The sequence below is a fragment of the Cohnella ginsengisoli genome, assembly GCF_029525555.1.
GTDB classification, from domain to species: Bacteria; Bacillota; Bacilli; order Paenibacillales; family Paenibacillaceae; genus Cohnella; species Cohnella ginsengisoli.
The window spans coordinates 501,424-528,275 of record NZ_JAPDHZ010000002.1 but is presented as its reverse complement, the minus strand read 5'-3'; the positions used below and the strand labels follow the sequence as shown (position 1 = coordinate 528,275).

25 protein-coding genes and 5 pseudogenes are annotated in these 26,852 nt (G+C 62.0%); 24 read left to right on the top strand and 6 right to left on the bottom strand.

Annotated elements, in window-relative coordinates:
* Positions 1 to 398: 398 nt before the first annotated feature.
* Positions 399 to 1,295, bottom strand: a complete 897-nt coding sequence (locus OMP38_RS02675; protein WP_277563757.1) for a helix-turn-helix domain-containing protein — start codon at positions 1,293 to 1,295, stop codon at positions 399 to 401.
* Positions 1,296 to 1,444: 149 nt separating this feature from the next.
* Here OMP38_RS02675 and OMP38_RS02670 point away from each other — a divergent pair, with 149 nt between their 5' ends.
* The 17 genes and pseudogenes from OMP38_RS02670 to OMP38_RS02595 all read left to right on the top strand — a co-directional run bounded on the left by OMP38_RS02670 (position 1,445) and on the right by OMP38_RS02595 (position 16,915).
* Positions 1,445 to 2,203, top strand: coding sequence for a sugar phosphate isomerase/epimerase family protein (locus OMP38_RS02670; protein WP_277563756.1), 759 nt, complete (start codon positions 1,445 to 1,447; stop codon positions 2,201 to 2,203).
* Between the two features lie 30 nt (positions 2,204 to 2,233).
* Positions 2,234 to 3,397 (top strand): Gfo/Idh/MocA family protein, encoded by a 1,164-nt coding sequence (locus OMP38_RS02665; RefSeq protein ID WP_277563755.1) that lies wholly within the window; start codon positions 2,234 to 2,236, stop codon positions 3,395 to 3,397.
* A 24-nt stretch (positions 3,398 to 3,421) separates the two neighbouring features.
* A pseudogene (locus OMP38_RS02660) lies at positions 3,422 to 4,476 on the top strand (Gfo/Idh/MocA family protein).
* Positions 4,477 to 4,777: 301 nt separating this feature from the next.
* A complete protein-coding gene (locus OMP38_RS02655) occupies positions 4,778 to 5,683 on the top strand; it encodes a LysR family transcriptional regulator (RefSeq protein WP_277563754.1) in 906 nt (301 codons plus the stop codon).
* A 187-nt stretch (positions 5,684 to 5,870) separates the two neighbouring features.
* Positions 5,871 to 6,786: pseudogene (locus tag OMP38_RS02650) on the top strand (transporter substrate-binding domain-containing protein).
* A gap of 21 nt (positions 6,787 to 6,807) precedes the next feature.
* A complete protein-coding gene (locus OMP38_RS02645; protein WP_277563753.1) occupies positions 6,808 to 7,590 on the top strand; it encodes an amino acid ABC transporter permease in 783 nt (260 codons plus the stop codon).
* Entirely contained in the window at positions 7,587 to 8,297 is a 711-nt protein-coding gene (locus OMP38_RS02640) for an amino acid ABC transporter permease (RefSeq protein ID WP_277563752.1), read from the top strand. The genes OMP38_RS02645 and OMP38_RS02640 overlap by 4 nt, the downstream gene beginning before the upstream one ends.
* Positions 8,294 to 9,046, top strand: a complete 753-nt coding sequence (locus tag OMP38_RS02635; protein WP_277563751.1) for an amino acid ABC transporter ATP-binding protein — start codon at positions 8,294 to 8,296, stop codon at positions 9,044 to 9,046. The genes OMP38_RS02640 and OMP38_RS02635 overlap by 4 nt, the downstream gene beginning before the upstream one ends.
* A gap of 20 nt (positions 9,047 to 9,066) precedes the next feature.
* Complete coding sequence (locus OMP38_RS02630) at positions 9,067 to 10,086, top strand: LLM class flavin-dependent oxidoreductase (protein WP_277563750.1); 1,020 nt, start codon at positions 9,067 to 9,069, stop codon at positions 10,084 to 10,086.
* Positions 10,087 to 10,154: 68 nt separating this feature from the next.
* Complete coding sequence (locus tag OMP38_RS02625; protein ID WP_277563749.1) at positions 10,155 to 11,381, top strand: amidohydrolase; 1,227 nt, start codon at positions 10,155 to 10,157, stop codon at positions 11,379 to 11,381.
* Positions 11,359 to 11,787 carry an FAD-dependent oxidoreductase gene (locus OMP38_RS34385; RefSeq protein WP_338130389.1) on the top strand — a complete coding sequence of 143 codons (429 nt, stop codon included), beginning with the start codon at positions 11,359 to 11,361 and terminating at the stop codon, positions 11,785 to 11,787. The genes OMP38_RS02625 and OMP38_RS34385 overlap by 23 nt, the downstream gene beginning before the upstream one ends.
* The gene (locus OMP38_RS34380) at positions 11,717 to 12,547 is read left to right on the top strand and encodes an FAD-dependent oxidoreductase (protein ID WP_338130464.1); all 831 of its coding nucleotides are present in this window, start codon (positions 11,717 to 11,719) and stop codon (positions 12,545 to 12,547) included. The genes OMP38_RS34385 and OMP38_RS34380 overlap by 71 nt, the downstream gene beginning before the upstream one ends.
* Positions 12,534 to 13,046 carry a DinB family protein gene (locus tag OMP38_RS02615; protein WP_277563748.1) on the top strand — a complete coding sequence of 171 codons (513 nt, stop codon included), beginning with the start codon at positions 12,534 to 12,536 and terminating at the stop codon, positions 13,044 to 13,046. The genes OMP38_RS34380 and OMP38_RS02615 overlap by 14 nt, the downstream gene beginning before the upstream one ends.
* A 2-nt stretch (positions 13,047 to 13,048) precedes the next feature.
* Positions 13,049 to 13,579: a GNAT family N-acetyltransferase gene (locus OMP38_RS02610; protein ID WP_277563747.1), complete on the top strand. Its 531-nt coding sequence runs from the start codon at positions 13,049 to 13,051 to the stop codon at positions 13,577 to 13,579.
* A 32-nt stretch (positions 13,580 to 13,611) separates the two neighbouring features.
* Positions 13,612 to 14,947: pseudogene (locus OMP38_RS02605) on the top strand (LLM class flavin-dependent oxidoreductase).
* Positions 14,948 to 15,375: 428 nt separating this feature from the next.
* Positions 15,376 to 16,428 carry an FUSC family protein gene (locus OMP38_RS02600; RefSeq protein WP_277565147.1) on the top strand — a complete coding sequence of 351 codons (1,053 nt, stop codon included), beginning with the start codon at positions 15,376 to 15,378 and terminating at the stop codon, positions 16,426 to 16,428.
* Positions 16,429 to 16,537: 109 nt separating this feature from the next.
* Entirely contained in the window at positions 16,538 to 16,915 is a 378-nt protein-coding gene (locus OMP38_RS02595) for an IDEAL domain-containing protein (protein ID WP_277563746.1), read from the top strand.
* Positions 16,916 to 17,010: 95 nt separating this feature from the next.
* Here OMP38_RS02595 and OMP38_RS02590 read toward each other — a convergent pair whose 3' ends face one another.
* Complete coding sequence (locus tag OMP38_RS02590) at positions 17,011 to 17,925, bottom strand: L-lactate dehydrogenase (protein WP_277563745.1); 915 nt, start codon at positions 17,923 to 17,925, stop codon at positions 17,011 to 17,013.
* Between the two features lie 24 nt (positions 17,926 to 17,949).
* Positions 17,950 to 18,747 carry a formate/nitrite transporter family protein gene (locus OMP38_RS02585; protein ID WP_277563744.1) on the bottom strand — a complete coding sequence of 266 codons (798 nt, stop codon included), beginning with the start codon at positions 18,745 to 18,747 and terminating at the stop codon, positions 17,950 to 17,952.
* 246 nt (positions 18,748 to 18,993) lie between these two features.
* Between OMP38_RS02585 and OMP38_RS02580 the strand changes: the two genes are divergently transcribed.
* Positions 18,994 to 19,500: a ferritin gene (locus OMP38_RS02580; protein WP_277565146.1), complete on the top strand. Its 507-nt coding sequence runs from the start codon at positions 18,994 to 18,996 to the stop codon at positions 19,498 to 19,500.
* 98 nt (positions 19,501 to 19,598) lie between these two features.
* On the opposite strand, the gene OMP38_RS02575 is transcribed toward OMP38_RS02580, so the two are convergent.
* Positions 19,599 to 20,378: a metallophosphoesterase gene (locus OMP38_RS02575; RefSeq protein ID WP_277563743.1), complete on the bottom strand. Its 780-nt coding sequence runs from the start codon at positions 20,376 to 20,378 to the stop codon at positions 19,599 to 19,601.
* Between the two features lie 336 nt (positions 20,379 to 20,714).
* On the opposite strand from OMP38_RS02575, the pseudogene OMP38_RS02570 reads away from it, so the two are divergent.
* The 4 genes and pseudogenes from OMP38_RS02570 to OMP38_RS02555 all read left to right on the top strand — a co-directional run bounded on the left by OMP38_RS02570 (position 20,715) and on the right by OMP38_RS02555 (position 24,757).
* Positions 20,715 to 21,918 (top strand): annotated as a pseudogene (locus OMP38_RS02570) (MFS transporter).
* A gap of 100 nt (positions 21,919 to 22,018) precedes the next feature.
* A complete protein-coding gene (gene fabI / locus OMP38_RS02565; RefSeq protein ID WP_420869579.1) occupies positions 22,019 to 22,801 on the top strand; it encodes an enoyl-ACP reductase FabI in 783 nt (260 codons plus the stop codon).
* Between the two features lie 174 nt (positions 22,802 to 22,975).
* Positions 22,976 to 23,416, top strand: coding sequence for a MarR family winged helix-turn-helix transcriptional regulator (locus OMP38_RS02560; protein WP_277563741.1), 441 nt, complete (start codon positions 22,976 to 22,978; stop codon positions 23,414 to 23,416).
* Between the two features lie 162 nt (positions 23,417 to 23,578).
* Positions 23,579 to 24,757 carry an MFS transporter gene (locus OMP38_RS02555; protein ID WP_277565145.1) on the top strand — a complete coding sequence of 393 codons (1,179 nt, stop codon included), beginning with the start codon at positions 23,579 to 23,581 and terminating at the stop codon, positions 24,755 to 24,757.
* Between the two features lie 3 nt (positions 24,758 to 24,760).
* Here OMP38_RS02555 and OMP38_RS02550 read toward each other — a convergent pair whose 3' ends face one another.
* Together OMP38_RS02550 and OMP38_RS02545 are read right to left on the bottom strand one after the other, a co-directional pair.
* Complete coding sequence (locus OMP38_RS02550; protein ID WP_277563740.1) at positions 24,761 to 25,435, bottom strand: LrgB family protein; 675 nt, start codon at positions 25,433 to 25,435, stop codon at positions 24,761 to 24,763.
* Positions 25,435 to 25,815, bottom strand: a complete 381-nt coding sequence (locus tag OMP38_RS02545) for a CidA/LrgA family holin-like protein (protein ID WP_277563739.1) — start codon at positions 25,813 to 25,815, stop codon at positions 25,435 to 25,437. The genes OMP38_RS02550 and OMP38_RS02545 overlap by 1 nt, the downstream gene beginning before the upstream one ends.
* Before the next feature lie 146 nt (positions 25,816 to 25,961).
* Here OMP38_RS02545 and OMP38_RS35470 point away from each other — a divergent pair.
* Together OMP38_RS35470 and OMP38_RS02540 are read left to right on the top strand one after the other, a co-directional pair.
* A pseudogene (locus tag OMP38_RS35470) lies at positions 25,962 to 26,015 on the top strand (hypothetical protein); the annotation flags it as partial.
* A 52-nt stretch (positions 26,016 to 26,067) separates the two neighbouring features.
* On the top strand, positions 26,068 to 26,823 hold the full coding sequence (locus tag OMP38_RS02540; protein ID WP_277563738.1) for a LysR substrate-binding domain-containing protein: 756 nt from the start codon (positions 26,068 to 26,070) through the stop codon (positions 26,821 to 26,823).
* Positions 26,824 to 26,852: the final 29 nt, after the last annotated feature.

The window sequence follows — 26,852 nt, the reverse complement described above, 5'->3', positions numbered from 1 at the left end:
CGAATCAAAAGCTGCCTCGAGCTCGGCGCCAATTCGGCCGTCGTCGGAGAAGCCATCACCTGGCTTAACGAGATCATGCGGAGATTCGTCGAAGCGATCCGTACCTGCAGCGCAGCTTAACAAGTAAAAGCGGACCCGCATGCGATGCATGAAATGCATGAAGTGGCGGGTCCGCTTTTGCTTGCGCGAAGCCGACTTCCGCGACAAGCGTTGCAGGCAGAACATCGCCATTATCGCCATTTTGAACGATATCCCCTTCCAACAGGCAACGGGCATTCCGCAGTCGTTTTAATGGTATCCCCTTCGCGCAGGAGCGCCTTCGATTAACCTAGAATGCACGTCGTTGGGACGCGCATTCGCACGGGCTGAATCCGGTTCCTGACCGAAAGGGATACCGTTTAAATACGCGTATTCGCCATGTCGCCCGCCAAGTCGCCCGAGGCAGAACCAGCGGCTTGCTCGTCGCCGCCCATCTGCATCGAAACGCGTTCGGTGGGCGCGTGCCCGAAAATATTGCGGTAGGCGCGAAAGAAAGAGGAATAGTGGCCGAAGCCTGCGTTCAGGGACGCGGCACTCGCGGTCTCGCCCTGCATCATGAGCTGCCTTGCGAGCGCGACGCGTTTATGAATGACGTAATTGCCGACGGTCGTGCCGGTCGCCTTGCGGAATATTTTGTTCAAATGATGCTTGCTCACGAAGAAGCGGGCGGACAGCTCATCCAGGGAGACGTCCTCGGCGATATGGGCGTTCAGGTAGCCGATGATCCGCTCGACGGTCTGCCTCGGACGCTCCTCGCCTTCGGCGCGATGGACCGTCCGCCTCATATGGAGAAGCTGAGACAGCAGCGCGGCGAGCCGGATGCGCAGCGACAGGTCCCGGATGTCGTCGCTCATCCCCGTACAAGACATGAGCTGCTCGAAATAATCACGCATGCCAAATCGGTCGGCATCGGTAAAATAGATGTCGTCCGGCCCATCGGCGTCGTGGAACGGCGACAACAGCAGGGCACGCTCTTCTGCAGGCAGGATGGCGGGGTCGAAGTGGACCGCGAAACGCTCGTAGGGCCGGTCGCTCTCGACCTTCACGCCGTGAAACACGTTCGGAGAAATGAGCAGCAGGCTGTGCGGCTGCGGTACGTAATCGACGCCTTCGACGAGATAGCTCGCTTCGCCTTCGACGAAGTAGAAGAGCTCGTAAAAGGGGTGGCAGTGCAGCGCGTAAGCATCGGTTCTGCGGCAGTCCAGGCCATGGTGAAAATAGACGGATTCGGTATGCAGCTGCGAAATGTTTCCCACGATTTCACCCCGTCCTTGTTGAACGCGATTCCAATACCGCTATATTCGCAATGTCAGTCGTGCTTTTCACAATGGATACGGGCTAGCGGATCACTATACTTAAAGGTATCACAAATCCGGCACGATTGACGAGGAGGAAGTCTAAACCGATGAAATTGGGCGCGCAGCTGTACACCGTCAGATCCTATCTCCAGACGGAGACGGACATTCGCAGATCGCTTGAGCGGATTGCAAAAATCGGGTATACGTCGATCCAGGTGTCGGCGATGGGCAGCATCTCTCCGGAGATGCTGAGGCGCGTGTGCGACGAGCTGGGCCTGACGATCGCGCTGACACATGTAAGCGCTGACCGTATTTTGAACGATACCGAGGCGCTCATCCGGGAGCACGATATTCTAGGTTGCAAATATATCGGTCTCGGCGCGCTTGCCGAAAAGTACCGTACGGCGGAATGGTACGAATACTTCGCCCGGGACTTCCGCAAGGCCGCGGCCGCGATCGCCGATGCCGGCAAGCTGTTCATGTATCACAACCATAACTTCGAATGGCAGAAAATCGGAGGCAAACGGCTGATCGAGCGGCTGATCGAAGACTTTTCGCCGCAAGAGATGGGCATCACGCTCGACACGTACTGGGTACAAGCCGCCGGCGCGGACGTCTGCGAGTGGATCGCGAAGCTCGCCGACCGCATCCATTGCGTCCATCTCAAGGACATGGACGTCCGGGGCATGGAGCAGGTCATGGCGCCCGTCATGGCGGGCAACATGAACTTTCCCGCGATCCTCGAAGCGATCGGGAAGGCGGGCACGACCGAATATCTGCTGGTCGAGCAGGATACGTGCGAGGGCAGTCCGTTCGACTGCCTGGAGACCAGCTATCGCAATCTCGCGGCACTCGGATATCGCTGACAGTCCATACCGAATAGAGGAGCGTTCATAATGAAGCAGCTGAAGCTTGGCATCATCGGCATGGGGAACATGGGATCCTCGCATGCGAAAAATATAGCGGCGGGCGCCGTTCCCGAAGTGTTGCTGGCGGCGGTGGCCGAGCGCGAACCGGTTCGGCTCGAGCAGGCGAAAGCGTACTTGCCTGCGCGGACCGCGCTGTTCGATTCGCCGGAGGCGCTCATGGAGAGCGGGCTTTGCGACGCGGTTTTGATCGCGACGCCGCACTACGAGCATCCGGCGCTCGCGATCAAGGCGTTCGACCGCGGCCTTCACGTGCTGTGCGAGAAGCCGGCGGGCGTATACGCCAAGCAGGTGCGGGAGATGAACGAACGGGCCGCATCGAGCGGCGTCGTGTTCGCGATGATGTTCAACCAGCGGACAAACCCGGTCTATCGCAAAATGCACGAGCTCGTGAACGGGGGCGAACTCGGCGCGATCAAGCGCGTCAATTGGATTATTACGGACTGGTACCGGACGCAGGTCTATTACGATTCGGGAAGCTGGCGGGCGACCTGGGCGGGCGAAGGGGGCGGGGGGCTGCTGAACCAGTGTCCGCACAACCTGGACCTGCTTCAGTGGATATGCGGCATGCCGAGCCGCGTGCGCGCTTTTTGCCACAACGGCAAATGGCACGATATCGAGGTCGAGGACGACGTGACCGCGTACCTCGAGTTCGAGAACGGCGCGACCGGCGTATTCGTGACGAGCACGGCGGATTGCCCGGGCACGAACCGGCTCGAGATCACGCTCGAGTGGGGCAAGCTCGTCTGCGAGCACGACAAGCTTACGCTGTATAAGCTCGACCGCAATGAGCGCGAGTTCTGCTTCGACAAGACGGTCGGCGGCTTCGAGCGGCCGTCGTCGACGGTGCGCGAGATTGAGACGCAAGGTGAAAATCCCCAGCATATGGGCGTCATCGCCGCCTTCGCGGGACGCATCCTGAACGGCACGCCGCTCACGGCGGACGGGGCGGAGGGCATTCGCAGCCTCGAGCTGTCCAACGCGATGCATCTGTCCAGCTGGCTCGAGCGCACGGTCGATATGCCGCCTAACGAGGACCTGTTCCTCGCGGAGCTGAACAAGCGCGCAGCCGCATCGCGACATAAGACGGGGAGCGGCGCAGTCTTCAGTACGGAAGGGAGCTACGGATCGTGAGCGAAGCGCAAAAAAAGCGACGGCATGAACTATGCGCCGAAGGGGAAAACCGAGTCCCGTCGTCTCGCCGGGCGAGTTCGCGTTCGCGGCGATGTCGCTCGAACATGGCCATATTTACGGCATGGCGAACGGATTGACGGAGGCCGGCGCGACGCTGAAGTGGGTGTACGACCGCGACCGGCAGAAGGCCGAGGGCTTGGCGAAGGCGTTCCCGGGCGTGAGAATCGCGGAGAGCGAATCCGAGATTTTGGACGATCCGGAGATCCGGCTCGTCGCGGCGGCGGCGGTGCCTTCCGAGCGGTGCGCGCTGGGCTTGCGCGTCATGGACGCCGGCAAGGACTACTTTACGGACAAGACGCCGTTCACCACGCTGGCGCAGCTTGCGTCCGCTCGGCAGAAGGCGGCGGAGACCGGCCGCAAGTACATGGTCTATTACAGCGAACGGATACACTCGGAAGCGGGCGTCTATGCAGGACAGCTCGTGCGGGACGGCGCGATCGGAAAGGTGCTTCAAGTGATCGGGCTCGGTCCGCATCGGCTGAACGCGCCTACGAGGCCGGAATGGTTTTTCCAAAAGGAAAAGTACGGCGGCATCCTGTGCGACATCGGCAGCCATCAGATCGAGCAATTTCTTTATTACGCCGGCTGCGCGGATGCGAAGGTGCTGCACAGCAAGGTGTCGAATTACGCGAATCCGGCATATCCGGAGCTGGAGGACTTTGGCGACGCGACGCTCGTCGGCGACAACGGGGCCACGCAGTACTTCCGCGTCGACTGGCTGACGCCGGACGGTCTCGGCACTTGGGGGGGACGGCCGAACGACGATTCTCGGCACCGAAGGCTACATCGAGCTGCGCAAATACGTCGATATCGCGCGCGACCGGTCAAGCGATCATGTGTATCTCGTCAACCGGGATGGCGAATATCACGAAGCGGTGGGGGGCAAGGTCGGCTTTCCGTTTTTCGGCGAGCTGATCCTGGATTGCATCCATCGTACCGAGCGGGCAATGACGCAGGCGCATGCTTTCAAGGCGGCGGAGCTCTGCCTGGTCGCGCAGGTCCAGGCGATTCGCGTGTGATTTTTTTATCGGCATGCGTCTTCATAAATGAAGCGGCCCTTCTCGTTAACCGGGAAAAGGACCGCTTCTTCTTTTTGCGCGGCAGTTGTTGTCAAACGGCTAAAAATCCCGGGGGGAGACAAGCAGCCCGTACGACGAATCATTTTACTTGCTCAGGCATCAACCCATCGCTCTCGCAGTCGTTTTTCTTGGTGTAGAGCCAGAGTCTCGGGTAAAGTTGATCGAATGAATAAGCTTGACAACTCGCAGTAATTCAAACTAATATTACCTCCAAACACGGATTAATAAGGAGGGAAATTCATTGAATATCGAAAATATCGAAGCCTTCGTGCATGTCCTTCACTACGGCAGTTTCAACAAAGCGGCGGAAGCGCTTTTTCTGTCGCAGCCTTCCGTAACGGCGCGGATCCAATCGCTCGAGCGCGAGCTCGATTGCCAGCTGTTCGACCGCGTCGGCAAGCAGGTGCTGCTGACGAACAAAGGCAAGCTGTTCAGGCCGTACGCGGAACAGCTGCTCGATACGTACCGCAAGGGGAAGCAGCAGGTCAGGCAGACGCAAGCCGCCAAAGAAGAGGTGCGGATCGGCTGTACCGTCTCCGCCGCCCAATATTTGCTGCCGCTCATCCTCCCCGCTTTCAGGAGACGGCACCCCGCGCTGCGGCTGAAGCTCACGACGGCGACGTCCGAGGAGATCGGCGCCCGCGTGCTGGCCAAGGAGCTGGACATCGGCTTCGTCCGCAAATTCAATCATCCCGGCCTGAATTCCGCGGTCCTGTACGAGGATCCGATCCGGCTGTACGTCCATCGCGAGCATGCCCTGGCGTCCAATCCGCAGCCGCGCATCGAGGACTTGTCCCTTGAGCCGCTCCTCTTTTTCGAATGCGGCGCGCTCGATTGGCTTCGCATTCACCGGGTGTTCGAGAGCCAGGGGCTGCTGCCGAATCTCATCTTGCAGACGGACAACGCCGAGACCGCCAAGCGTCTGCTGCTTCAACAGGAAGGCATCTGCTTTCTGCCGGGTATGAGCGTCCGCCGCGAAGAGCGCGAAGGGACGCTCGTGCCGATCGGCTTCCCGGAGACGGCGGGCATCGGCCTGATGACCAGTCTCATCAACGGACAAGGGGAAAACGAGGCGTTCGCGCGCTCGCTGAAGGAGATCGCGGGCCAGGCGCTGTCGGGCGCGGACCCCGCTTATCGGATAGTGTGATTCGCATATAGAACTTATCTATTAAAAACCGTATTGACGCGCTTCAAGCAAGCGTGTAGATTATTGAACATATAATCCTTACTAAACGGGTAAGAATTATAAACTATCAATTAACGGACGAATCGACCCGACATCCGGAGATCGTCGTGACATGCAGAAGAACACGAGAAAAGGGTGGAGGATCAATATGAAAAACAGATTATTGACGGGCGCGGCAAGCTTGGTATTAACGGCAACGGTAGCGGTGACCGCGGGTTGCGGCAACAAAAACGACAATGGCGCGGCGGCCGCAACGAATGGCGCATCGGCAACCGCTAAGGCAACGGCGTCTGCGTCGGCACCGGCCTCCGCATCGGCATCGGCCAGTACGGCCCCGGACGGCGAAGTCAAGAAGATCGTCGTCGGCACGGGCACGCAGTTCCCGAAGGTCGCGTTCCTGGACGACAAAGGGAAGCTGACGGGCTTCGACGTCGAGCTCGTGAAGAAGATCGACGAGCGTCTGCCCGGCTATGAATTCGAGCTTAAGACGATGGATTTCAGCAACCTGCTGCTGAGCCTGGAAACGAAAAAAATCGACTTCGTCGCTCACGAAATGGAAAAAAAATCCGGAGCGCGAACAAAAATACCTGTTCAACAAAGAGGCGTACGCGCATTGGCGCAACAAGATCATCGTGGCCAAGGACAACGATACGATCAAATCCCTCGACGATCTCGTCGGCAAGAAGGTGCTTACGGGCGCGACGAGCGCCGAAGCGCAAATTCTCGAGAACTACAACAAGGATCACGACAAGAAGATCAATATCGTCTATCAGAGCGGCGCGGCGAACGATACCGTCAACCAAGTCGCGACGGGCCGCGTGGACGCGATCATCGGCGCCGACTTCACGCTCTCCCTCATCGATCCCGAGAGCAAGCTGAAGACGGTCGGGGACGACCTCAGCGAAGCCGATATCCTGTTCGTCTTCCGCAAGAACGAACCGGAATCGCAGCAGCTTGCCGACGACATCGACGGCGCCATCAAGGAACTCAAGGCCGACGGCACGCTCGGCAGTCTCAGCAAAGAATGGCTGGGTCAGGACTTCACGGCCAACCTCTCCAAATAGCTTCTGAAAGGGTGAACGCCGATGGGTACATCCGTTGATGTCTCCTACGTATTCGAGTATTTTGTCCGGCTGCTGCCTTCCGTGGGGATCACGCTGAAGATCGTGGTTCTTTCGCTCTTGATCGGTTCGGCGGTCGGCATGCTCGTCGCCCTTCCCCGTCTTTACCGGATCCCCGTGCTGCAGCGGCTGTCCCAGGTGTACGTGTCTTTTTTCAGGGGCACGCCGCTGCTTATCCAGCTCTTTCTGATCTATTACGGCCTGCCCGAACTGCTGAAGCTGGTCCAAGTGGACGTCTCGCGGACGCCTGTGCTTGTTTTCGTCGTTACGGCTTACGCCCTGCATAGCGGCGCCTTCATCTCGGAGGCGATCCGCGCGGCCGTAGGCGCCGTGGACCGCGGTCAGGTCGAGGCGGGCTACGCGATCGGCATGACGGGCTTCCAGGCATTCCGCCGCGTCGTCCTGCCGCAGGCGATCGCCGTGGCGATGCCCGTGCTCGGCAATCTGGTCATCGCCAACCTGAAGGACACGTCGCTGGCGTTTTCGCTCGGCATCATGGAGCTGACGGGCAAGGCGCAAACGCTGCCGACGATATCCCAGCGTTTTTTCGAATCGTATCTGGCGCTTGCGCTGCTGTACTTCATCCTGAGCTTCGTTCTCGAAAAGCTGCTCTTCCGGCTGGAGCGGCGGCTGCTCCGCCATGAGGCGACGGACGGCGCCGCTACATCCAGGGTGCGCCGCCGCCGCATCAAAGACGGCGATGCGAACGGCAGGCTCAATCTGACCGAAGAGGGGGCGCTGCGATGAAGCTCGATCCGGCATTCATCTGGGAAGCCTTCATCAAGCTGCTGGCCGCGATCCCGACGACGCTCGAGATTACCGCCGTATCGGTCGGATGCGGCTTCGTCATCGGCATCGTCACCGCGCTGGCCCGCATTTACCGGGTACCCGTCCTTCGGGAGATCTCGTCCGCCTATGTTACGTTCATTCGCGGCACGCCGATGCTGACCCACCTGCTCATGGTCATGTTCGGCCTGCCGATCGCCATCGACGCGCTGTCCGGCGCGCTCGGGCTCTCCTTCAGCTCCGTTCAAGTCCCGATGATCGGCTTCGCGTACGTCGCGTTCTCGCTTACGGCCGGCGCATATATGTCGGAAGTCGTACGGTCGGGCCTGCTGGCCGTGAACCGCGGTCAGATCGAAGCCGCTTACGCGGTCGGCATGACGACCTGGCAGGCGCTTCGCCGGATCGTGTTCCCGCAGGCGTTCGCGTCCGCGCTGCCCAATCTGTCCAATTCATTGATCGGGATGCTGCACGGCTCCACGCTCGCCTTCACCGCGTCGGTCGTCGAGATCAACGCCAAGGCGCAGATCGTTGCGTCGACCAACTGGAAGTTTTTCGAATCGTACATCGCGGCCGCGCTGATCTTCTGGGGACTTACGATCGTCATCGAACGGTTGACGGCGCTGCTCGAGAAGCGGGTCGCCCGCTATGACAGAGGAGGGGTCGCATGATTGCCTTGAAGGAGATTCGCAAGTCGTTCGGCCGTCACGAAGTGCTGAAGGGCATCGACCTCGAGGTCGAAAAGGGCGAGGTCGTCGCCATCCTGGGACCGAGCGGCTCGGGCAAGACGACGCTGCTGCGCTGCATTAACTATCTGGAGCGTCCGGGCAGCGGGCGCATTCGAATCGGCGACGTCGCGGTCGATTGCGGCCACCCGTCCAAAAAGGAAATTCATCGCCTTCGCGGACGTTCCGCCATGGTGTTTCAGCAATATCATCTGTTCCGCCACAAGACGGCGCTGCAGAACGTCATGGAAGGGCTCGTCGTCGTGCAAAACGTGCCGAAGGAGGAGGCCAGGCAGCGGAGCGTCGAGCTGCTCGAAAAGGTAGGCCTCGGCGCCAAGTTGGACGCTTATCCGAGCCAGCTGTCCGGCGGCCAGCAGCAGCGGGTCGGCATCGCCAGGGCGCTGGCGCTCAACCCGGACGTCATCCTGTTTGACGAGCCGACGTCGGCGCTCGATCCCGAGCTGGTCGGCGAGGTGCTCGCCGTCATCCGCAAGATCGCCCGCGAGGGCATTACGATGATTATCGTCACGCACGAGATGGCGTTCGCGCAGGAGGTGGCGAGCCGCATCGTGTTCATGGACGACGGCGCCGTCATCGAGGAAGGCGCGGCGTCCGAATTTTTCCGATCGCCGCGGGAGGAGCGCACGAGACAGTTTTTGCGCCGCATGACGCCCGAGGCCGTCTATAACATCTAATTCGAACGGAGCTGGGACCTATGGCCTTATCCCTTGGCATCTTGGACCAAAGCATTGTTTTCCCCGGGCGCACGCCAGCCGAGGCGCTGCAGGGCACGATCCGGCTGGCGCAGCTCGCCGAGGAGCTCGGCTACGACCGGTACTGGGTCGCCGAGCACCACGATTCGCCTACGGTTGCCGGTTCGTCGCCGGAAGTGCTGATCTCCCATTTGCTCGCCCGCACGGCGCGCATCCGCGTCGGTTCCGGCGGCGTCATGCTGCAGCATTACAGCCCGTACAAGGTCGCCGAGAACTTCAACGTGCTCGCGACGCTGTCCCCGGGCAGGGTGGAGCTCGGCATCGGGCGCGCGCCGGGCGGTCTCCCGCGTTCGACGCGCGCGCTGCAAGGCGAAGCCGGCCAGTCCGCGGATCTGGAGAGCAAGCTCGGCGAGCTGGAGCAGTACTTGAGCGGTCCAGCGGGAGAAGCGCATCCGCTCGCCGGCGTCCAGGCGAACCCGCTGCCGGTCGCCCCGGCAGCGATCCATCTGCTCGGCACGAGCGTGTCGAGCGCCGAACTGGCGGCGAAGCGCGGGTATCCGTACGCGTTCGCGCTGTTTATCAACAACGATCCGGATACGGCCGTGCGCGCTTTCGAGACGTACCGTACGAACTTCGACTATGGCACTGGCCGCCAGCCCAGGGCGATCCTCGCCTTGTCGGTCATCGCCTCGGATACCGAGGAGGAAGCCGCCGAGCTGGCGGGCGAATTCAAAAACGTGCGCGTCACGCTGGCAAGCGGCAAAACCGTTAACGTCGGCACGCTCGAGCAGGCCGAGGAGTTCGCCCGGCAGGCCGGCGAGACGTTTACGGCGGAGGTGCGCGACGCGGACATCACCCGCGGCACCAAGGAGCAGGTGCGCGAGCGCCTGCTGGAGCTGGCCGATACGTACGGCGTGAGCGAGCTGCTGTTTACGACGATTTTGGCGGATTTCGAGAAGCGCGAGCGCTCCATCCGTTTGATCAAGGAAGCGTTCGAGGAGCTGCCGGTCGGCGTCGAGTGACCGCGGGAGGAAAGGGCGGCGACGCCTCGCACGATTGCAAGACCGCAGGAGCGAAGGAGGGACATGGGATGAGTCTAAAGGCAGAGGAGTCGCTGGCACGGCGGCTGATCGATATCCGGCGCGAGCTGCACGCCAATCCGGAGCTGTCCGGCGAAGAGTTCGAGACGACCGCGGCGATCCGCGGATGGCTCGAAAAGGAGGGCATTGGGATCGCGGACTATCCGCTGAAGACCGGTCTCGTCGCCGAGATCGGCGGCTTGCGGGAAGGCCCGATCGTCGCGCTGCGCGCGGACATCGACGCGCTGCCGATCCAGGAGGAGACGGGACTCCCGTTCGCCTCGCGCCGCCCGGGCGCGATGCATGCGTGCGGCCACGATTTTCATACGGCGGCGCTGATCGGCGCGGCCGTGCTGCTGAAGCGCCGGGAAGCGGAGCTGCCGGGCAAGGTGCGGCTGCTGTTCCAGCCGGCGGAGGAAAAGGCGAAGGGTGCCGCGCAGGTCATCGAGAGCGGCGCGCTGAAGGACGTCGCCGCGGTGTTCGGCCTGCACAACAAGCCGGACCTGCCGGTCGGCACGATCGGCATCCGGTCCGGTCCGATCATGGCCGCGGCGGACGGCTTCGCGGTCGAGGTCGACGGGAAGGGGACGCATGCCGCGGTGCCGGAGGCCGGGCGCGATCCGCTGATTACGGCGGCGCACATGCTGACGGCGCTGCAGAGCATCGTCAGCCGCAACGTCAGCTCGCTCGACAGCGCGGTCGTCAGCGTCACCCGGCTTAGCGCGGGCACGTCCTGGAACGTCATTCCGGAAAAGGCGATCTTCGACGGGACGATCCGCACCTTCGACGAAGGCGTACGCGCCGAGGTGCGCCGCCGCTTCGAGCAGGTGGTGGACGGCGTGGCGGCGGCCTTCGGCACGACGGCGCGCACGCGCTGGACCGGCGGTCCGCCGCCGGTCGTCAACGACGCGCGATGGGCCCGAACGGCAGCTAAGGCCGCAGAGCTGGCGGGACTCGCGGTCGTGGAGCCGAAGCCTTCGCCGGCAGGCGAGGACTTCGCTCTTTACCTGAAGGAAGCGCCCGGCGCCTTCGTCTTCCTCGGAACGAACGGTCCGCGCGAGTGGCATCATCCCGCCTTCGACGTCGACGAATCCGCGCTCCCGCTTGCCGCAGCCTATCTGGCATCCGTGGCCGTCGAATCGCTGGCCGAATTGTCGCCGAAGAGACGACGGGCTCCGAGCCGGTTGCGGCGCGCGCCGAAGCCGGAGCGCAGGCATGAGCGGCCCGGACGCATATGACGTCGTCGTCGTCGGCGCCGGTTCGATGGGGATGAGCGCCGGCTACCATCTGGCCGCACGCGGGCAGAAGACGCTCCTCATCGACGCGTTCGATCCGCCACACACGGGCGGTAGTCATCATGGCGAACCCCGGCTGATCCGTCACGTATACCCCGGAGGCCCGCATTATGTCAGGCTTGCGCTTCGGTCCGATGCCCTCTGGCGGGAGTTGGAGGACCGGACGGGCGAACGGCTGCTTGAGCGGTCCGGGGTGCTGAACGTAAGCGATCCGAACGCCTATGCGTTCGAGGGGGAGGTTCGCCGACGCCGATCTCGAGGGCGTTCGGTACGAATCGCTGGACGCTGCGGAGATCGAGGCCCGGTGGCCGGGATGGACCGTGCCCGCGCACTACCGCGGTCTGTATGAGCCGGATGCCGGTTATCTATACAGCGAGCGCTGTGTCGCCGCTTACCGGCGCGTGGCGCTGGCCGCAGGCGCGGAGCTGCTGACGGATACGGCCGTCCTCGGCATCGAGGCGAAGCGCGGCCTTACGGTGAAAACGAGCCGCGGCGAATTCGCGGCCGGCAAGATCGTCGTCAGCGCCGGCGCTTGGTTCAAATCGCTGGAACCGAGCGTGAAGCTGCCGGTTCGGGCTCTGCGCAAGGTCGTCGGCTGGTTCGAGGCCGACGAGCGTCTCTTCCGCGCGGGCGCTATGCCCGGCTTCACGTTCGGCGGACCTTCGGGCGGCTACTACGGCTTCCCGAGCATCGGCGGCGCCGGCGTCAAGATCGGCCGCCACGACGGCGGTCGCCCCTGGCAGCCCGGCGAACGCTTCGAACCGTTCGGCGCGTATCCCGAGGATGAAGCCGACCTGCGGGCGGCGCTCCGCGAATTCCTCCCCGGCGCCGAAGGCCGCCTGATCCATGGCGCGGCATGCAAATACGAGCTGTCCCCGGACGATCAATTCATCGTCGACGCCCATCCGGAGTTTCCAGGCGTATTGCTCGCCGGCGGCTTCTCGGGCCACGGCTTCAAGTTCGCGAGCGCGATCGGCGAGGCCCTGGCCGAGTGGACCGAATCCGGCATTCCCCCCGCAAGACCTTCTGCCGTTCTCGCTTTCCCGCTTCTCGTCGGCAACCGCAGCTTCAACCCCATAAGGAGGTCGTTTACGCATGAGCAACCATAACGCCGATATCGACGCGTTTTCGAATACTTACGATTGGCTGACGGACGCCGTCCGCGGACTGGACGTATCCGCCCTGACTTGGAAGCCGGGCCCCGGCAAATGGAGCGCGACCGAAGTGCTCGTCCATCTGGCCGACCATCTGATCGTCGTGTCCTTCCGCATCCGAGAGATCTTGTCCGGCTCTCGGGTCCGCCTGCCCGCATTCAGCCAAGACCCTTGGGTCGAAGGCCAGTACGGCAACGAGGCGGAAGTATCCGATGTGCTCGAAGGCTTCCGGTCGCTGGTCGCATACAACGCGCGCCTGCTGCATCGTCTGTCCCCCGCGGATTGGGAGAAGGAGGCCATCAACGCCAAAGGCGACCGGGTGACGCTCGCCGACGTCGTTCGAGGCTTCGCGGCGCATGCGAAGCATCATCTCGGCCAGATCGACAGGATCAAGGCCGCCGAGGCCGCCGCGAGCGGGCCGGAGACGTCGGCAACCGCGCGAGAGGGGGCTTAATCATGCCGCAACCGCTCATTCACGTCCGCGACGCCGAGGACCGCGACCGCGAAGCGATCCGGGAGGTGCTGCTCGCGGCGTACGGCCAATACGAAGGCACCATGCCCGAGGAACGCTGGATCGAATACAAAAACAATATCGCCGCTTCGGTCGACGCGCCGGGACCGTTCGCCCGCCTGGTGGCCGAGCGGGAGGGCAAAATCGTCGGCAGCGCGGTGTTGTTCGACTCCTCGATCGTCGCCTACGGCCGCGATCTGGGCATCGATTCTCCGATCATCCGCCTGATCGCCGTGAGTCCCGAAGCCCGCGGCCAAGGCGTCGCCACCGCGCTGCTCCGCGAATCCGCGATTCGCGCCAAGGCGCACGGCGGCGATACGCTGCACCTTCACACCTCCGACATCATGGCTTCCGCCGTCCGCCTTTACGAACGCCTCGGTTTCGAACGCGCCTTCGACAAAGACATTTATAACGGCGACATCCTCGTCAAAAGCTATCGGCTCCATCTGAACGACGCCGCGTTGCTGAAAATTTAAATTAAACAACCTATACTTAAGGAGGCAATACTATGAGCGCACGCAAAAAGCTGAAATTCGGCGCCATCATCCACGGCGTAGGCGGCAACATCTCGGCATGGAGACATCCGGAGATCCCGTCCGACGCGAGCGTCAGCCTTCCCTTCTACGTGCAGGCCGCCCAGAAGGCGGAAGAAGGCCTGTTCGACCTCGTCTTTATCGCGGACGGCCTTTATATCAACGAAAAGTCCATCCCCCACTTCCTGAACCGCTTCGAGCCGATTACGATTTTATCCGCGCTCGCGGCCGTCACGAAGAAGATCGGGCTCGTCGGCACGCTGTCCTCCTCCTATAGCGAGCCGTTCACGGTGGCGCGCCAGTTCGGATCGCTCGACCAGATCAGCGGCGGCCGCGCAGGCTGGAACGTCGTGACCTCTCCGCTCGAAGGCTCCGCACGCAACTACGGGAAGACGGAGCATCCGACGCATGACGAGCGCTACCAGATCGCGGAGGAGTATCTGGCCGTGACGAAAGGACTCTGGGATTCTTGGGAAGACGACGCTTTCGTGCGCGACAAGGCGTCCGGCGTGTTTTTCGATCCTTCCAAGCTGCACAGGTTGAACCATAAGGGCAAGTACTTTTCCGTGGAAGGGCCGCTGAACGTCGCTCGCTCGAAGCAAGGCCAGCCGGTCATCTTCCAGGCGGGCTCTTCGGAGAGCGGCAAAAACCTGGCGGCCAAGGAAGCCGACGCCGTCTTTACCGGGCAGGAGAATCTGCAGGAGGCAAAGGCTTTCTACAGGGACGTCAAAAGACCGCGCGGTCGCCTTCGGCCGTTCGCGCGACGACATCGTTATCCTGCCGGGCATCGGACCGATCATCGGCCGCACGCAGGAGGAGGCGGAGCGTAAATACGAGGAGATCGCCAATCTCGTATCGATCGACAAAGCGCTGGATTACCTCGGCCGGTTTTTCGAGCATCACGATTTTTCGCAGTATCCGCTCGACGAGCCGTTCCCGGATATCGGCGACCTCGGCAGCAACAGCTTCCGAAGCGGCACGGACAAGATCAAAAAGGACGCGCGCGAGCAGGGGCTCACGCTCCGCCAAGTGGCGCTTCGCGCGGCGACGCCCCGTGGCCAATTCATCGGCACGCCGGAGCGGATCGCAGACCAGATCCAGCAGTGGCACGAGGAAGAAGCCGCCGACGGCTTCATCATTCACTCGACGTTCCCGAGCGGCCTGAACGACTTCGTCGCGCATGTCGTGCCGCTCCTTCAGGAGCGCGGCATCTATCGCACGGAATATGAAGCCGACACGCTTCGCGGCAATCTCGGCGTGCCGATTCCGGCCAACCGGTATACGGCGGCGAAGGCGTCGGTTGAAGTCTAAAGTCCGGTAAATCGAGAAAAACGGAACGAAGCAGCGCGATTGCGCTGCTTCGTTCCGTTTTTTTTGGTGTGTTCAACGGGACGAGAGGCTGGTGGATACTGTGCGGAGACTACTTGGCATCGTGCTGAACCGCAATAGCCGCCACCGGACAGGTGGCGGCGCGAGGAAACGCTGATGGGAGACTACTTTCGACGCACTCGCCGACTGTTGCTGCGAAGAGAAGCTGACCGAGACTACTTGGTATGACTAGGCCGACAATTGGTGCGAAGAGACGCTGGCCGAGACCACTTTGTATGACTGGGCCGACAGTTTGTACAAAGAGACGCTGACGGAGACTTCATTCGTAACGCGGACGTGCTGATAACGCGATTCAAACCTGGTTATTGCTTGCTATAATGAGGTTAATGAGGAAAAGGGAAGTGAACGGGATGATGCGGGACGCGTTCCTGTGGCTGCGCAAACTGGGCCTCGATTTACAATCGGTCAAAACGGCGTTGGCGTGCGGCTTGTCGTGGGTGCTGGCGGAGGCGGTCATGCCGCATTCCTATCCGTACTTCGCGCCGATCGCCGCCATTCTCACGCTGCAGGTGACAGTGGCCGACTCCATCCAGAAGGGATTGTACCGGATCGTCGGCATCGTCGTCGGCATCGGGATTAGCCTGTTGGCTGGCCAATGGTTGAGCGTGAACGCATGGACGGTGGCCTTGGTCGTGCTCGCCGGTCTGTCGGTGTCGAACGCAATGCGCTTCAATGCGCAGATCGGCGCGCAGATCGGCGTATCGGCGCTGCTCGTGCTGGCCTTCGGCAATGCGAACGGCTATGCGGCCTACCGGATCCTGGAGACGCTGCTCGGCTCGGGCGTCGCCGTCGCCGTCAATCTCGCGCTCGTCCCGCGAGACACGACGCGCGAAGCGCTAAATGCGGCATCGGGTCTTGGTAAAAGGATCGCGGCGGTGCTGCGGGAATACGACGAGGCGGTACGCGGGAAACGGCGCCCGATGCAGGTGCTCGAGGAGGCGCGGGGACTGCTGCTGCTCATCCAAAGAGGCAACGAAGCGACCGCGCTCGCGAGACAGAGCTTGAAGTTCGTGCCGCTCGGACGCATGCGCCGGGAGCGGGTCGAGCGCGTCTCGGCCGTGATGGAGCGCCTGGAGCATCTGTCGGTGCAAGCGCGGGGCATCGCCCGAAGCTTGATCGAACTCGACGAAGCCGGGCTGCAGGTCCCGGGACTCGTCCCGGCGCTAGCGGCGGCGGCGGATTGCGTCGACCGCTTCGCGGACACGGTCGCGGATCCGTCGCCGGAGGCGCAGGACAAGCTGCGGGAAGCGACCGAACGGGCAAGAAGCGTACAGCTTGAGAGCCTTGGACAGAGCATGGCAGGCGCGGATCCCGAACGGCTTAAGCTGATCGGCAGCGTGTATGCGGATCTCGGGCGCATGCTGACCGAAGTGGTCCGGAAGGAGGGAAGTGGGAGCGCTTGACGAAATTAACTGTAACCATTATAATAACAGTATAGCCGAAGCCGATTCAGTGGAAAGCGCCACAGATACCGGCATGCAGGCTGATACCTAAGAACAGGCGGTGATTTGCATGCGATTTGAAATGGGAGAATGGGTGGCCGGCAGGACTAGTCAAGGTGAACTGATTCAAGGCTTCGTCAATTCGATTCTGTCGATGCAAGGCGCCGCAGGCATATACGTCACCGCTTCGGATCGCGTCGAAGCGATCGGCACGGAGATTGCGGTGCCTGTCGGCTCGCTGCGGGCGCTGCCGCAGTCGGCGAAGTACAACGAAGAGCAGCTTCGCAACCTGATCGACGTGTCGCTGGCGATCCGCGATACGGCTTGGTTCGGCGAGCTGACGGGCGAGCTCGCGAGCCTGCAGTCGACGGCAGGCGATCGCGGTCAATCCGCGACGGACGTCCCGGTCGCATGGCGCAACCGGCTCGGCCTGATCGTGCAAGAGTAAGCGCGCCGTGCGCGCGCTTAAGCGACAGACCCCCTGACCGTCCAGCAGGACGGCAGGGGGTCTGTTCGTTTGTAGCGAAGCGAAAATCAAGGCGATCAGACGCCGATGCTCGCGATGAGATTATGCAGCTTGTCGGCGGATCGATGCAGCAGCTCGCGCTCGAAGTCCGAGATCTTGATATCGATGATCTCCCGCACGCCCTGGCGGTCGACGACGCAGGGCACGCCGAGGAATACGTCCGAAACGCCGTGGTAATCGTGCAGCAGGGTGGAGACATTGAGAACTGCGCCTTCGTCCCGTAGGATCGCCGTGCAGATCCGGTCGAGCGCGAGGGCGATGGCGTAGTAGGTCGCGCCCTTAGCGCTAATGATCTGATACGCGGCGTCGCGCGTATTCGCGAACACTTCTTCCTTGTCGGCGTCGCTCAAAGACAGCTCGGCGCCCGCAACGTTGGCCAGGCTCCAGAGCGGCAGCTCGGAGTCGCCGTGCTCGCCGACGATATGGCCGTGCACGCTGCGCGGGTCGATCTTCAGCTTCTCGCCGATCAGGTAACGGAAGCGCGCGCTGTCGAGCAGCGTTCCCGAGCCGATGATCCGCTCGACCGGCCAGCCCGACTTTTTCCAAGTGATATAGCTCATGATGTCGACCGGATTCGAGGCGATGAGCAGGATGCCGCTCGTGTTGTACTTGAGCACTTCTTCGACGATGCTGTCGATAATGACGGCATTGCGCTTCAGCAAGTCGACGCGCGATTCGCCTTCACGCTGGGCGGCGCCTGCGGTGATGACGATGATGTCCGCATCCTTGCAGTCCTCGTAGCTGCCCGCCCATAGATCGCCGCCGCCGAGGAAAGGCATGCCGTGATTCATGTCGAGCGCGTCGCCGACGGCTTTTTTGTGATTGGCGTCGATGAGCACCAGCTCGTCCACCCGGTTGCGCAGCATGAGCGTGTAGGCGGTCGTCGAACCGACGGCTCCCGCGCCGATGACGACGATTCTCGTTTTTTTCATTCGAATCCTCTCCTTATACCGCTTCTATTGTTCGTCTTGCTGCGACTCTTCCATGAAAGGCTTATTGACATAATAATACATGTAAGCCATGAGCACGCCGCCCCCGATCAGATTGCCCAGCGTGACCGGGATCAAGTTGTGGAGGACGCCGCCGAGCGAGATCGTGCCCGGGTGGTGCAGCACGAGCGCGATGGCGAACGTGCACATGTTAGCGATGCTATGTTCGTAGCCCGAGATAAAAAAGCAGAAGACGAACAGCATCATCGCGAACATTTTAGCGCCGTTTTCCTTCATCGACATCGGGACGAAAAAGGCAAGACAGACAAGCCAATTGCACAGGATGCCCCGGAAAAACAGCTCGATGACCGGCGTGTTCATCTTCTTGTCCACGACGCTGAGCAGGAAGCCGTTGACGCTCGCGTCCTTGAACAGGGCGGTGGCGAAAATCATGAACGCGAACAAGCATGCGCCGATGGTATTGCCGGCATAGCTCCAGCACCACAGCTTGATCGTGTCGGACCAACGGATTTTCCGGCGGAGTGCCGTGTAGGAGTAGTAGAACGTATTGCCGGTAAACAGGTCGCCGCCGCCGTACACGATCAGGATGATCGCCGCGCCGAACGTAATCGCCGCCATCGGATACGTCAGCGGCGAGTGCTCGAGGTAAAAATAGTTCCCCGTCTTGAAGGCGACGATGACGCCGAAGCCGATGAACATGCTGGCGAGCGCCGAACGGGCGAGATAGCGGAGCTTGCTCTGCTTGAAGATTTTCATTTTTTTCTCGGCCAGCTTTTCGACCATGCGCAGGGATTCGGTTTCCATTTGATTCACCTCGCTATGCTGCTTTCCATAGATACCCAAGCCTGCTTCGATTATGCCATGACGGCGGCTGCGGGTCCATGTTTTCTTACCGGTGCGCCTAACCTGCCGATATGCGCCTGGGCCCCGAAGGTCGAACGGCCAAAGGCGAAACGCGGATTTTGTCGTTCGCCGCCATGGGCGAGCGAGGCAAAATGTGGTAAACTGATTAGCGTTCGAACAACAATCGATGGAGGTGCGCTTCGCATGATGAACGACACGCTGCACGACGCGCTGAACGAGCAGCTTAACTTTGAACTGCATTCCGCGCACGTCTACCTCGCGATGGCCGGCTACTGCTCCGCCGAGAGCTTGGACGGCTTCGCGAACTTTTTCGTCATCCAGGCCGAAGAGGAACGCTTTCACGCGTCCAAGATTTATAAGTATCTGAACGACCGCGGCAAAAAGGTCAAGCTGAAGGGCATTCCCGATCCGCAAAACGACTACGGCTCCATCCTCGAAGTATTCGAGCACGCCTACGAGCACGAGCAAGAAGTGACCCGCCGCATCTACCATCTGTCCGACCTCGCGCTGAACGATCGCGAGCACGCGACCATTCAATTTTTGAAGTGGTTCATCGACGAGCAGGTGGAAGAAGAGGCGCTGTTCGACAGCATTATCGCCAAGCTGAAGCGCATCGCCGACGACAGCAACGCGTTCTTCATGATGGACGCCGAGTTCGCGAAGCGTAGCTTCACGCCGCCGGCTGCCGAATAAGACCGCCTATCGCCTCTGCCAGACGAGAATGACGAACGACCCCGGGAGCGCATGCTGCCGGGGTCGTTTGTCGATGCGAGAGACGTTTTTTCCCGAAACTAGACGTCCGAAGCCTTGCGCCGGCGCAACGTAAATACGCAAAGCTCCGGCACGCTGCCGAGCCTGACCCGAAAGCGCGTCGTGCCGATGCCCCGGTTCACGTACAGCAAGTAAGGCCTGCGCGGGCGGCGCCGGTCGGAGACGACGTGCAAACCGGACAAATATCGTCTGCCGAGCTGCGTGCGGACAAGCGCGCCGACGATCGGAAGCTTGACTTGTCCGCCGTGGCTGTGGCCCGACAGCTGCAGGTCGATCGGATAGCGAACGAGAAAGGCCGCAACGTCTGGCTCGTGCACGAGCAGCAGGTTGAAGCCGTCCGGACGGAGCTTCGCGAGCGCGCGCGACGGGTCCGGCTTGCCAAGTACGTAGTCGTCCAGCCCCGCTACCGTCAGATGCTCGCCGTTTTCCAACCGTATTTTTTTGGTTTCGTTCAGCAGCAGTTCGAAGCCAGCCTTTTCCAGCGAAGGGTTCGTGCTGCGTTTGGTCCGCTCGTACCCGAAGTCGTGATTGCCGTAGACGGCGAACTTGCCAAGGGGAGCCTCAATGCGGGACAACAGCGGGGACAGGTCTTTTTCCCGCTCGGGATTATGCTTCCTGGCATCGAAAAGGTCGCCCGTGAACGCGACGATATCGGGCTTTTCCGCTGCGATCGTCGAGATGAGACCTTCGAGTCTCTTGACCGAATAGTTGGGTCCGATATGCGTATCGCTGAATTGTACGATCTTGATGCCGTCGAAGCCCGCGGGCAGCCACGGGGATTCGATCTCGCGCCGGGTCACGGCGAGCCTCGCCGGCTCAATGAAAAAACGTAGATGCCGCCTGCCAAGAAGAAGGCGAATAGCGCAGCCGCTGCGCCGATTAACCAGAGCCATTCCGTGTTACCCAAGACGCTTCCTCCTTCTCCCATTTTCTAAATGTATCAAAAAAAGGACCGGCAAACAAAAAAACGGCTGAAATCGGGTAAGACTAACCATAACGCGATTCGACGGAAAAGGAGGCGACGCCGCATGGGCAAGGCGATCGCGAATGGAAGGACAAGGCGGTCCGGATCGACCGAACAAACCGGATCGTCAGGACCGGCCGGACCGACAGGGCGGACGGGACAGCGCAAGCTCATGGTCAGCGCGGGTCTCAGCTGGCTGTTCGACGCGATGGACGTCGGACTGATCTCGTTCGTCGCCGCGGCGCTGGCGGCCGACTGGGATCTAGGCAAGCAGCAGCTTGGACTGTTGGCCGCGATCGGCTCGGTCGGGATGGCGGCCGGCGCCGCCGTAGCCGGCTCGATGGCGGACCGCTACGGCAGACGCACCGTGCTGCTCGCCACGCTGATCGTATTCAGCCTCGCCAGCGGTCTGTCGGCGCTCGCGGCCAGCTTCGCCATGCTATGCCTGCTCCGGTTCGCGGCCGGCTTCGGGCTTGGCGGAGAACTGCCGGTTGCTTCGACGCTCGTGTCCGAATCGGTGAGAGCCGAGGACAGGGGGCGCGCCGTCGTGCTGCTCGAGAGCTTCTGGGCGGTCGGATGGATCGCCGCCGCGCTCATCGGTTATTTCGTCATCCCGGACTACGGCTGGCGAGCCGCCTTCGTCATCGGCGCGCTCCCCTGCCTGTACGCGGTTTATTTGCGCCGGGCGGTGCAGGACGCGCCGAGGTTCCGGGAGCAGCAGCGCTCCCGCGAGCGCTTCAAGCTTCGCGAGCGGTTCGCGCAGCTGTGGGCGCCGCGTTACCGGACTTCGACCGTCGCCCTCTGGGTGCTTCGGTTCACGGTCGTCTTTTCCTATTATGGAATGTTTCTTTGGCTGCCGCAGGTCATGGTGCTCAAGGGCTTCAGCCTGGTCAAAAGCTTCGAATACGTCCTGTTCATGACGCTCGCCCAGCTGCCCGGCTACTTCAGCGCGGCGTGGCTCATCGAGAAATTGGGGCGCAAGCTCGTGCTGACGATCTATCTGATCGGAACGGCGATCTGCGCGTGGTGGTTCGGCTGGGCGACGAGCGATGCCGCGCTCATGACGGCCGGCGCTTGCCTGTCATTCTTTAATCTAGGCGCATGGGGCGCGATGTATGCCTATACGCCCGAGCTGTATCCGACGCGCATCCGGTCGACCGGCGCGGGCATGGCCGCATCGTTCGGCCGCATTGGCGGCGTGATCGGTCCTTATCTGGTCGGTTATTTGCTGGAACGCGGGACGGGCATTACCGGCGTCTTTTTTGATCTTTTGCGGCGCGATCGTCGTCGGGGTCGTCGTGCTGCTCGCATGGGGCAGGGAAACGCGCGGCGTCGATCCCGACGATGCGGCCGATACAGCCGCGAGCGCCGGGTAACGCGGGCAGCGCATTGGGGACGTCGCGCGCCGGCCTGTCCTTCGCCACCGCATTGGGCTATAATGAATCATCCATAAATGAATAGCGCAAGCGGAGGTAGATGGAAGTGTCTGGATTGCTTAACGGTCAAAATGTCATCGTCATGGGAATCGCCAACGAACGGAGCATCGGCTGGGGGATCGCCAAGTCGCTGCACGCGCAGGGCGCCCGCCTGATTTTCACGTACCGCAAGGAGAGATCGTACGAAAAGCTCGCCAAGCTGCTCGCGGAGAGCGGCATCGACCCGCTGCTGACGGTGCAGTGCGACGTGTCCGACGACGCGTCGATCGAAGCGGCGTTCGGCAGGATCGGCGCTGAAGCGGGCGTCGTGCACGGCGTCGTGCACTCGCTCGCCTTTGCGGACAAGGACGAGCTCGGCGGCGAGTACGTCGACACGTCGCGCGAAGGCTACCTGCTCGCGCAGGAATCGAGCGCCTTCTCCCTGGTCGCCGTCGCGAAGGCCGCGAAGCCGTTAATGACGGCGGGCGGCAGCATCGTTACCCAAACGTATCTGGGCGCCGAGCGCGTCATGCGCAATTACAACGTGATGGGCGTCGCCAAGGCAGCGCTTGAGGCGAGCGTCCGCTATTTGGCCGAGGATCTGGGCAAATACGGCATTCGCGTGAACGCGGTGTCCGCGGGTCCGATCCGCACGCTGGCGGCGAAGGGCGTCTCGGGCTTCAACGATATCATGAACACGGTCGAAGAAAAGGCGCCGCTTCGCCGGAACGTCGACCAGTCGGAAGTGGGAGATGCCACGATGTTCCTGATCAGCGGGCTGTCCCGCGGCATCACGGGCGAAGTGCTGCACGTCGATGCGGGTTTCCATATTATCGCCGGATAAGCTGCAAGCCGTTCTCCCGCCATATCGGGAGGACGGCTTGATTGCCTTATCATTTTTATCGTATTGACGATGTATGCTTTGCTGTACTCGAGTGCGCCTTTCCGCAACAAGCGGGTTGACGAGACGGGCATAAACATATATAGTTGTCATGACAACTAATTGAGGTGATCGTTTATGTCCAGAGAAGGTCTGGAAGGCTCGCTCGGCTTCACGACGGGACTCGTCTACCGGCGGATGTCCAATAGGCTGATGCAGCGGTTAAAACCGTACGATATTACGCCGGAGCAATGGTCGGTGCTCTATTACGCCTCGCGTTCCGAAGGCCAGATCCAACGCGAGCTCGGCGAGCGGGCGGGCAAGGATAAGCCGACGACGACGCGCATCGTGGATCATCTCGTCCGCAAAGGCTGGGTAGTCAGGCGACCGGATCATGCGGACAGGCGGGCGATCTTCATCGAGGCTACGGCGGAGGGGAGGCGGCTGATCGACGAGACGGCGCCGATCGAGGCGGCCGTGCTATCGGAAGTGACGGCGTGCTTGACGTCGGAAGAGAATGAGACGCTGCTAGATCTTCTGCATCGCGTCGGCAAGCATATCGATCAGTTAAAAGGGTAGCGAGCGCTCGCGGTTGCGCGCCGGAAGCTCTTCTGTCATCCAAGTCAATCCTGCGAAGGAGTTTTTGCAGCATGATTACAACCGAACGCACCGCCCCGCTATGGACGAAGGCTTTTATCGGCCTGACGCTGGGCTTCTTTTTTACTGTTTCTCAATTTGCAAATGCTGTTGTCGTCGCTGCCTGTCTATGTAAAAGGGGAGCTGGGCGGCGGGGATTTGACCGTCAGTCTCGTCACGGCGACGTTCGCGCTTGCCGCCATCGCCAGCCGCTTCGCGACGGCGGCGCTCATGCCGAAGCTCGGCCGCACGGCGCTGCTGTACGCCGGACTCGCGGTTGCCGCGCTGACGACGTTCCTATGCGCCTACGCCTACGCGGTCGGGTCGCTGATCGTCATTCGCGTGCTGTACGGCGTCGGCTTCGGCACGGCGAGCACGATCGTGCCGACGCTCGTGGCGCGGATCATCCCGCAGGACCGGATCGGCGAAGGCATCGGCTACTTCGGGCTGTCCACGAGTCTCGCGATGTCGCTCGGCCCGGTGATCGGCATGAATCTCATGAGCGGGCTCGGTTTCCCGGCATTGACGCTGTCCAGCGCCGCAGCGGCGGCATTGTCGGCGGGCGTGCTGCTGCTGACCGGAGCCGCGCGCGGCGAAAAAAGGGACAGCCGGGAAGCGGCGCTTCGCGCCGCTAGGGGTAATTCCGGATCCGCGACCGGGGAAAAGGCAAAAACGGATGCCCCATCCGCAGGCGCATCCCGGAACGGTATCGTTTCGCTCCTCCTCCCGGCGCTGTTGAATATGCTGCTGTCCGTAACGTACAGCGGCTTGCTCAGCTTCATCGCTCTGTTCGGCGAGAGCGTCCATATCGCCCAAGTCGGCTTGTTTTTCCTTTTTAACGCGATCACCGTCATCCTCGTCCGGCCGATCGCGGGCCGCATCTTCGACCGCAGGGGGCATGCCGCCGTCTTGATCCCTGCAGCCGCGTGCGTGCTGGCCAGCATGCTCGTGCTGTCCGGCGCGACGGGCATGCCGCAGCTCATCGCCTCGGCGCTGCTGTACGGGCTCGGCTTTGGCGCGATCCAGCCGACGCTTCAGGCTTGGATGCTGCGAAGCACGCCGCGGGAGCGCCATGGATTCGCCAACAGCATGTTCTACAACTCGACCGACCTCGGCGTCGCGATCGGGGCCGTCCTGCTAGGAGCGGTAGCCGCCCGCGCGGGATACGCCCGCATGTACGGCTATTCCGCGCTGATCATGGCGGGATTTCTCATTTTATATATCGCGATGCGATTCATCGCGGCCGCCCGGGCGTCGAAGGCAGGCGCTCAGTCGTCCGTCTAATCGTCACTGGAACAGCGACATGACGGGCGCCGCGGCGAACAATGTCACGAATGCGGTGCATACCATGGCGATGCCCGCGCAGGCGCCCGCGTCGGCGCCGTATTCGAACGCTTTCGCGATGCCTGCCGCATGCGCGGCGGTTCCGAGCAGGATACCCCGCCCGACGGAGCTGCGGATGCGCATCCAGCGGACGAGCAAGGGGCCGACGATCATGCCCGTGAGCCCCGTCGCTAGCGTGGCGACCGCGGTGATCGTCGGCACGCCGCCGAGCGCGCCCGAGACGGACAGGGCGACCGGCGTCGTCGCCGACTTGGGTGCCAGACTGTCCATGATCGGCGCCGCCAATCCGAACAGGCGGGCAAGCCCCGCGGAGACGGCGACGGCCGCGAGCCCGCCGGCGGTCACGCCCGCGGCGATGGCGCGCGCATGCTTTTTCAGCACGTGCAAATGCTTGTGCAGCGTGACGGCGAGCGAGATCGTCGCGGGACCGATCATCTCTCCGATCCAATGGGCGCCCCGGTCGAACGCGTCGTAAGAGGAGCCGCTCAACAGCAGCGCGGAGATGACGACGGCGGGGGTGACGACGAGCGGCGTCAGATACAGCTTGCGCGTCCGCGCATACAGCCGTTTCGAACAAACGTAGACAAGGACGGTAAGCGCGGGCCAAACGAGCGGCATCACGATGCCGCCTTCCCGCGGCGGGCTTTGCCCGCACGTTCGCCGGCCAATCCCGCGACCGACATGACGATGGCCGTGCTCAACAGGATCGTCGCGAGGATCTCGGCGCCGCTTTGCACGATCAGCGGCTTGTAGCGCACGATGCCGACCGTGGCGGGTACGAAGAAAAGCAGCATTTGCGCGACGAGCCAATCTGCGCCAAGCTCGATCCAGGAGAGCTTCACGATTTTCAGCTCAAGCAGCGCGAACAGCGCGAGCAGCCCCAGGATGCTGCCGGGAATCGGCGAACGGAGCGCTTCGGCCGCCATTTCCGACGCTCGGGACCATGCGGTGAAAAAGCCGACTTGAAGCGCGATTTTAACGATCTGGTTTGTTTTCATTCGTTTTGCTCCTTTTAATCACCTTAAAATAAGTATACGAATCGTCATATCATAGGTAAAATGAATATATAGAATAGAAATCATTCCAATTAACTATAGGAGAGGCGGTACAATGGATATTCGGCATCTGGCGGCCGTGGCAGAAATTGCGAAGCGGGGGGAGCTTCACGCTGGCGGCAGACGCGCTTCACATCGCGCAGCCCACGCTCAGCAAGACGGTCATTCAACTGGAGGGGGGATCTCGGCGTCCAGTTGTTCAGCCGGGAGGGCAAGCGGCCGCGGCTGACCGAAGCGGGAGAGGCGGTGCTTCGCTACGGGGAACCGATCCTCGCGCAGATGGACGCGCTGCACCGGGAGCTGACGGACCTGGCCGAGCTGCGCCAGGGTACGCTACGGCTCGGACTGCCGCCGATGGCGGGCTCCAACTTTTTTCCGGGCGTCATCGGCGAATATCGGAGACAGTACCCGGGCGTCGAGATCCGTCTGTCCGAAGCGGGCGCCAACCGGCTGGACGAAGACTTGCGGGCCGGCTTGGTGGACGTCGGCGTTCTGCTGACGCCGATCGACGCCGCGTTCTACGATTCGTTTAACGTCATCGACGATCGCATGAAGGTCGTGCTTCCCGCGGGACACCGTTTGGCGGAAAGGCCCGCGCTGGCGCTGGCGGAGCTCGCGGAGGAGGCGTTCGTGCTGTTCCGCGCGGACTTCACGTTGCACGGAAGGATCACGGCCGCATGCGAGGCGGCGGGCTTCGAGCCGAATATCGTCGCGGAGAGCTCGCAGTGGGATTTCATCGGGCAAATGGTGGGCGAAGGACTCGGCATCGCCCTGCTGCCCGCGACGATCTGCGCGCAGCTCCGCCCCGAGCGTTTGCGTACCGTAGCGTTGACGCCGCCCGGACTGCCTTGGCAGCTGGTCATGGCATGGAGGCGGGAGGGTTACCTGCCGCTTGCCGCGAAGGCTTGGATCACGCTCGCTCGCGAGCTGTTCTCGCGTTCGCCGGCGTGATTCGCGCTTGGCGGTTCGGTTTATTATTG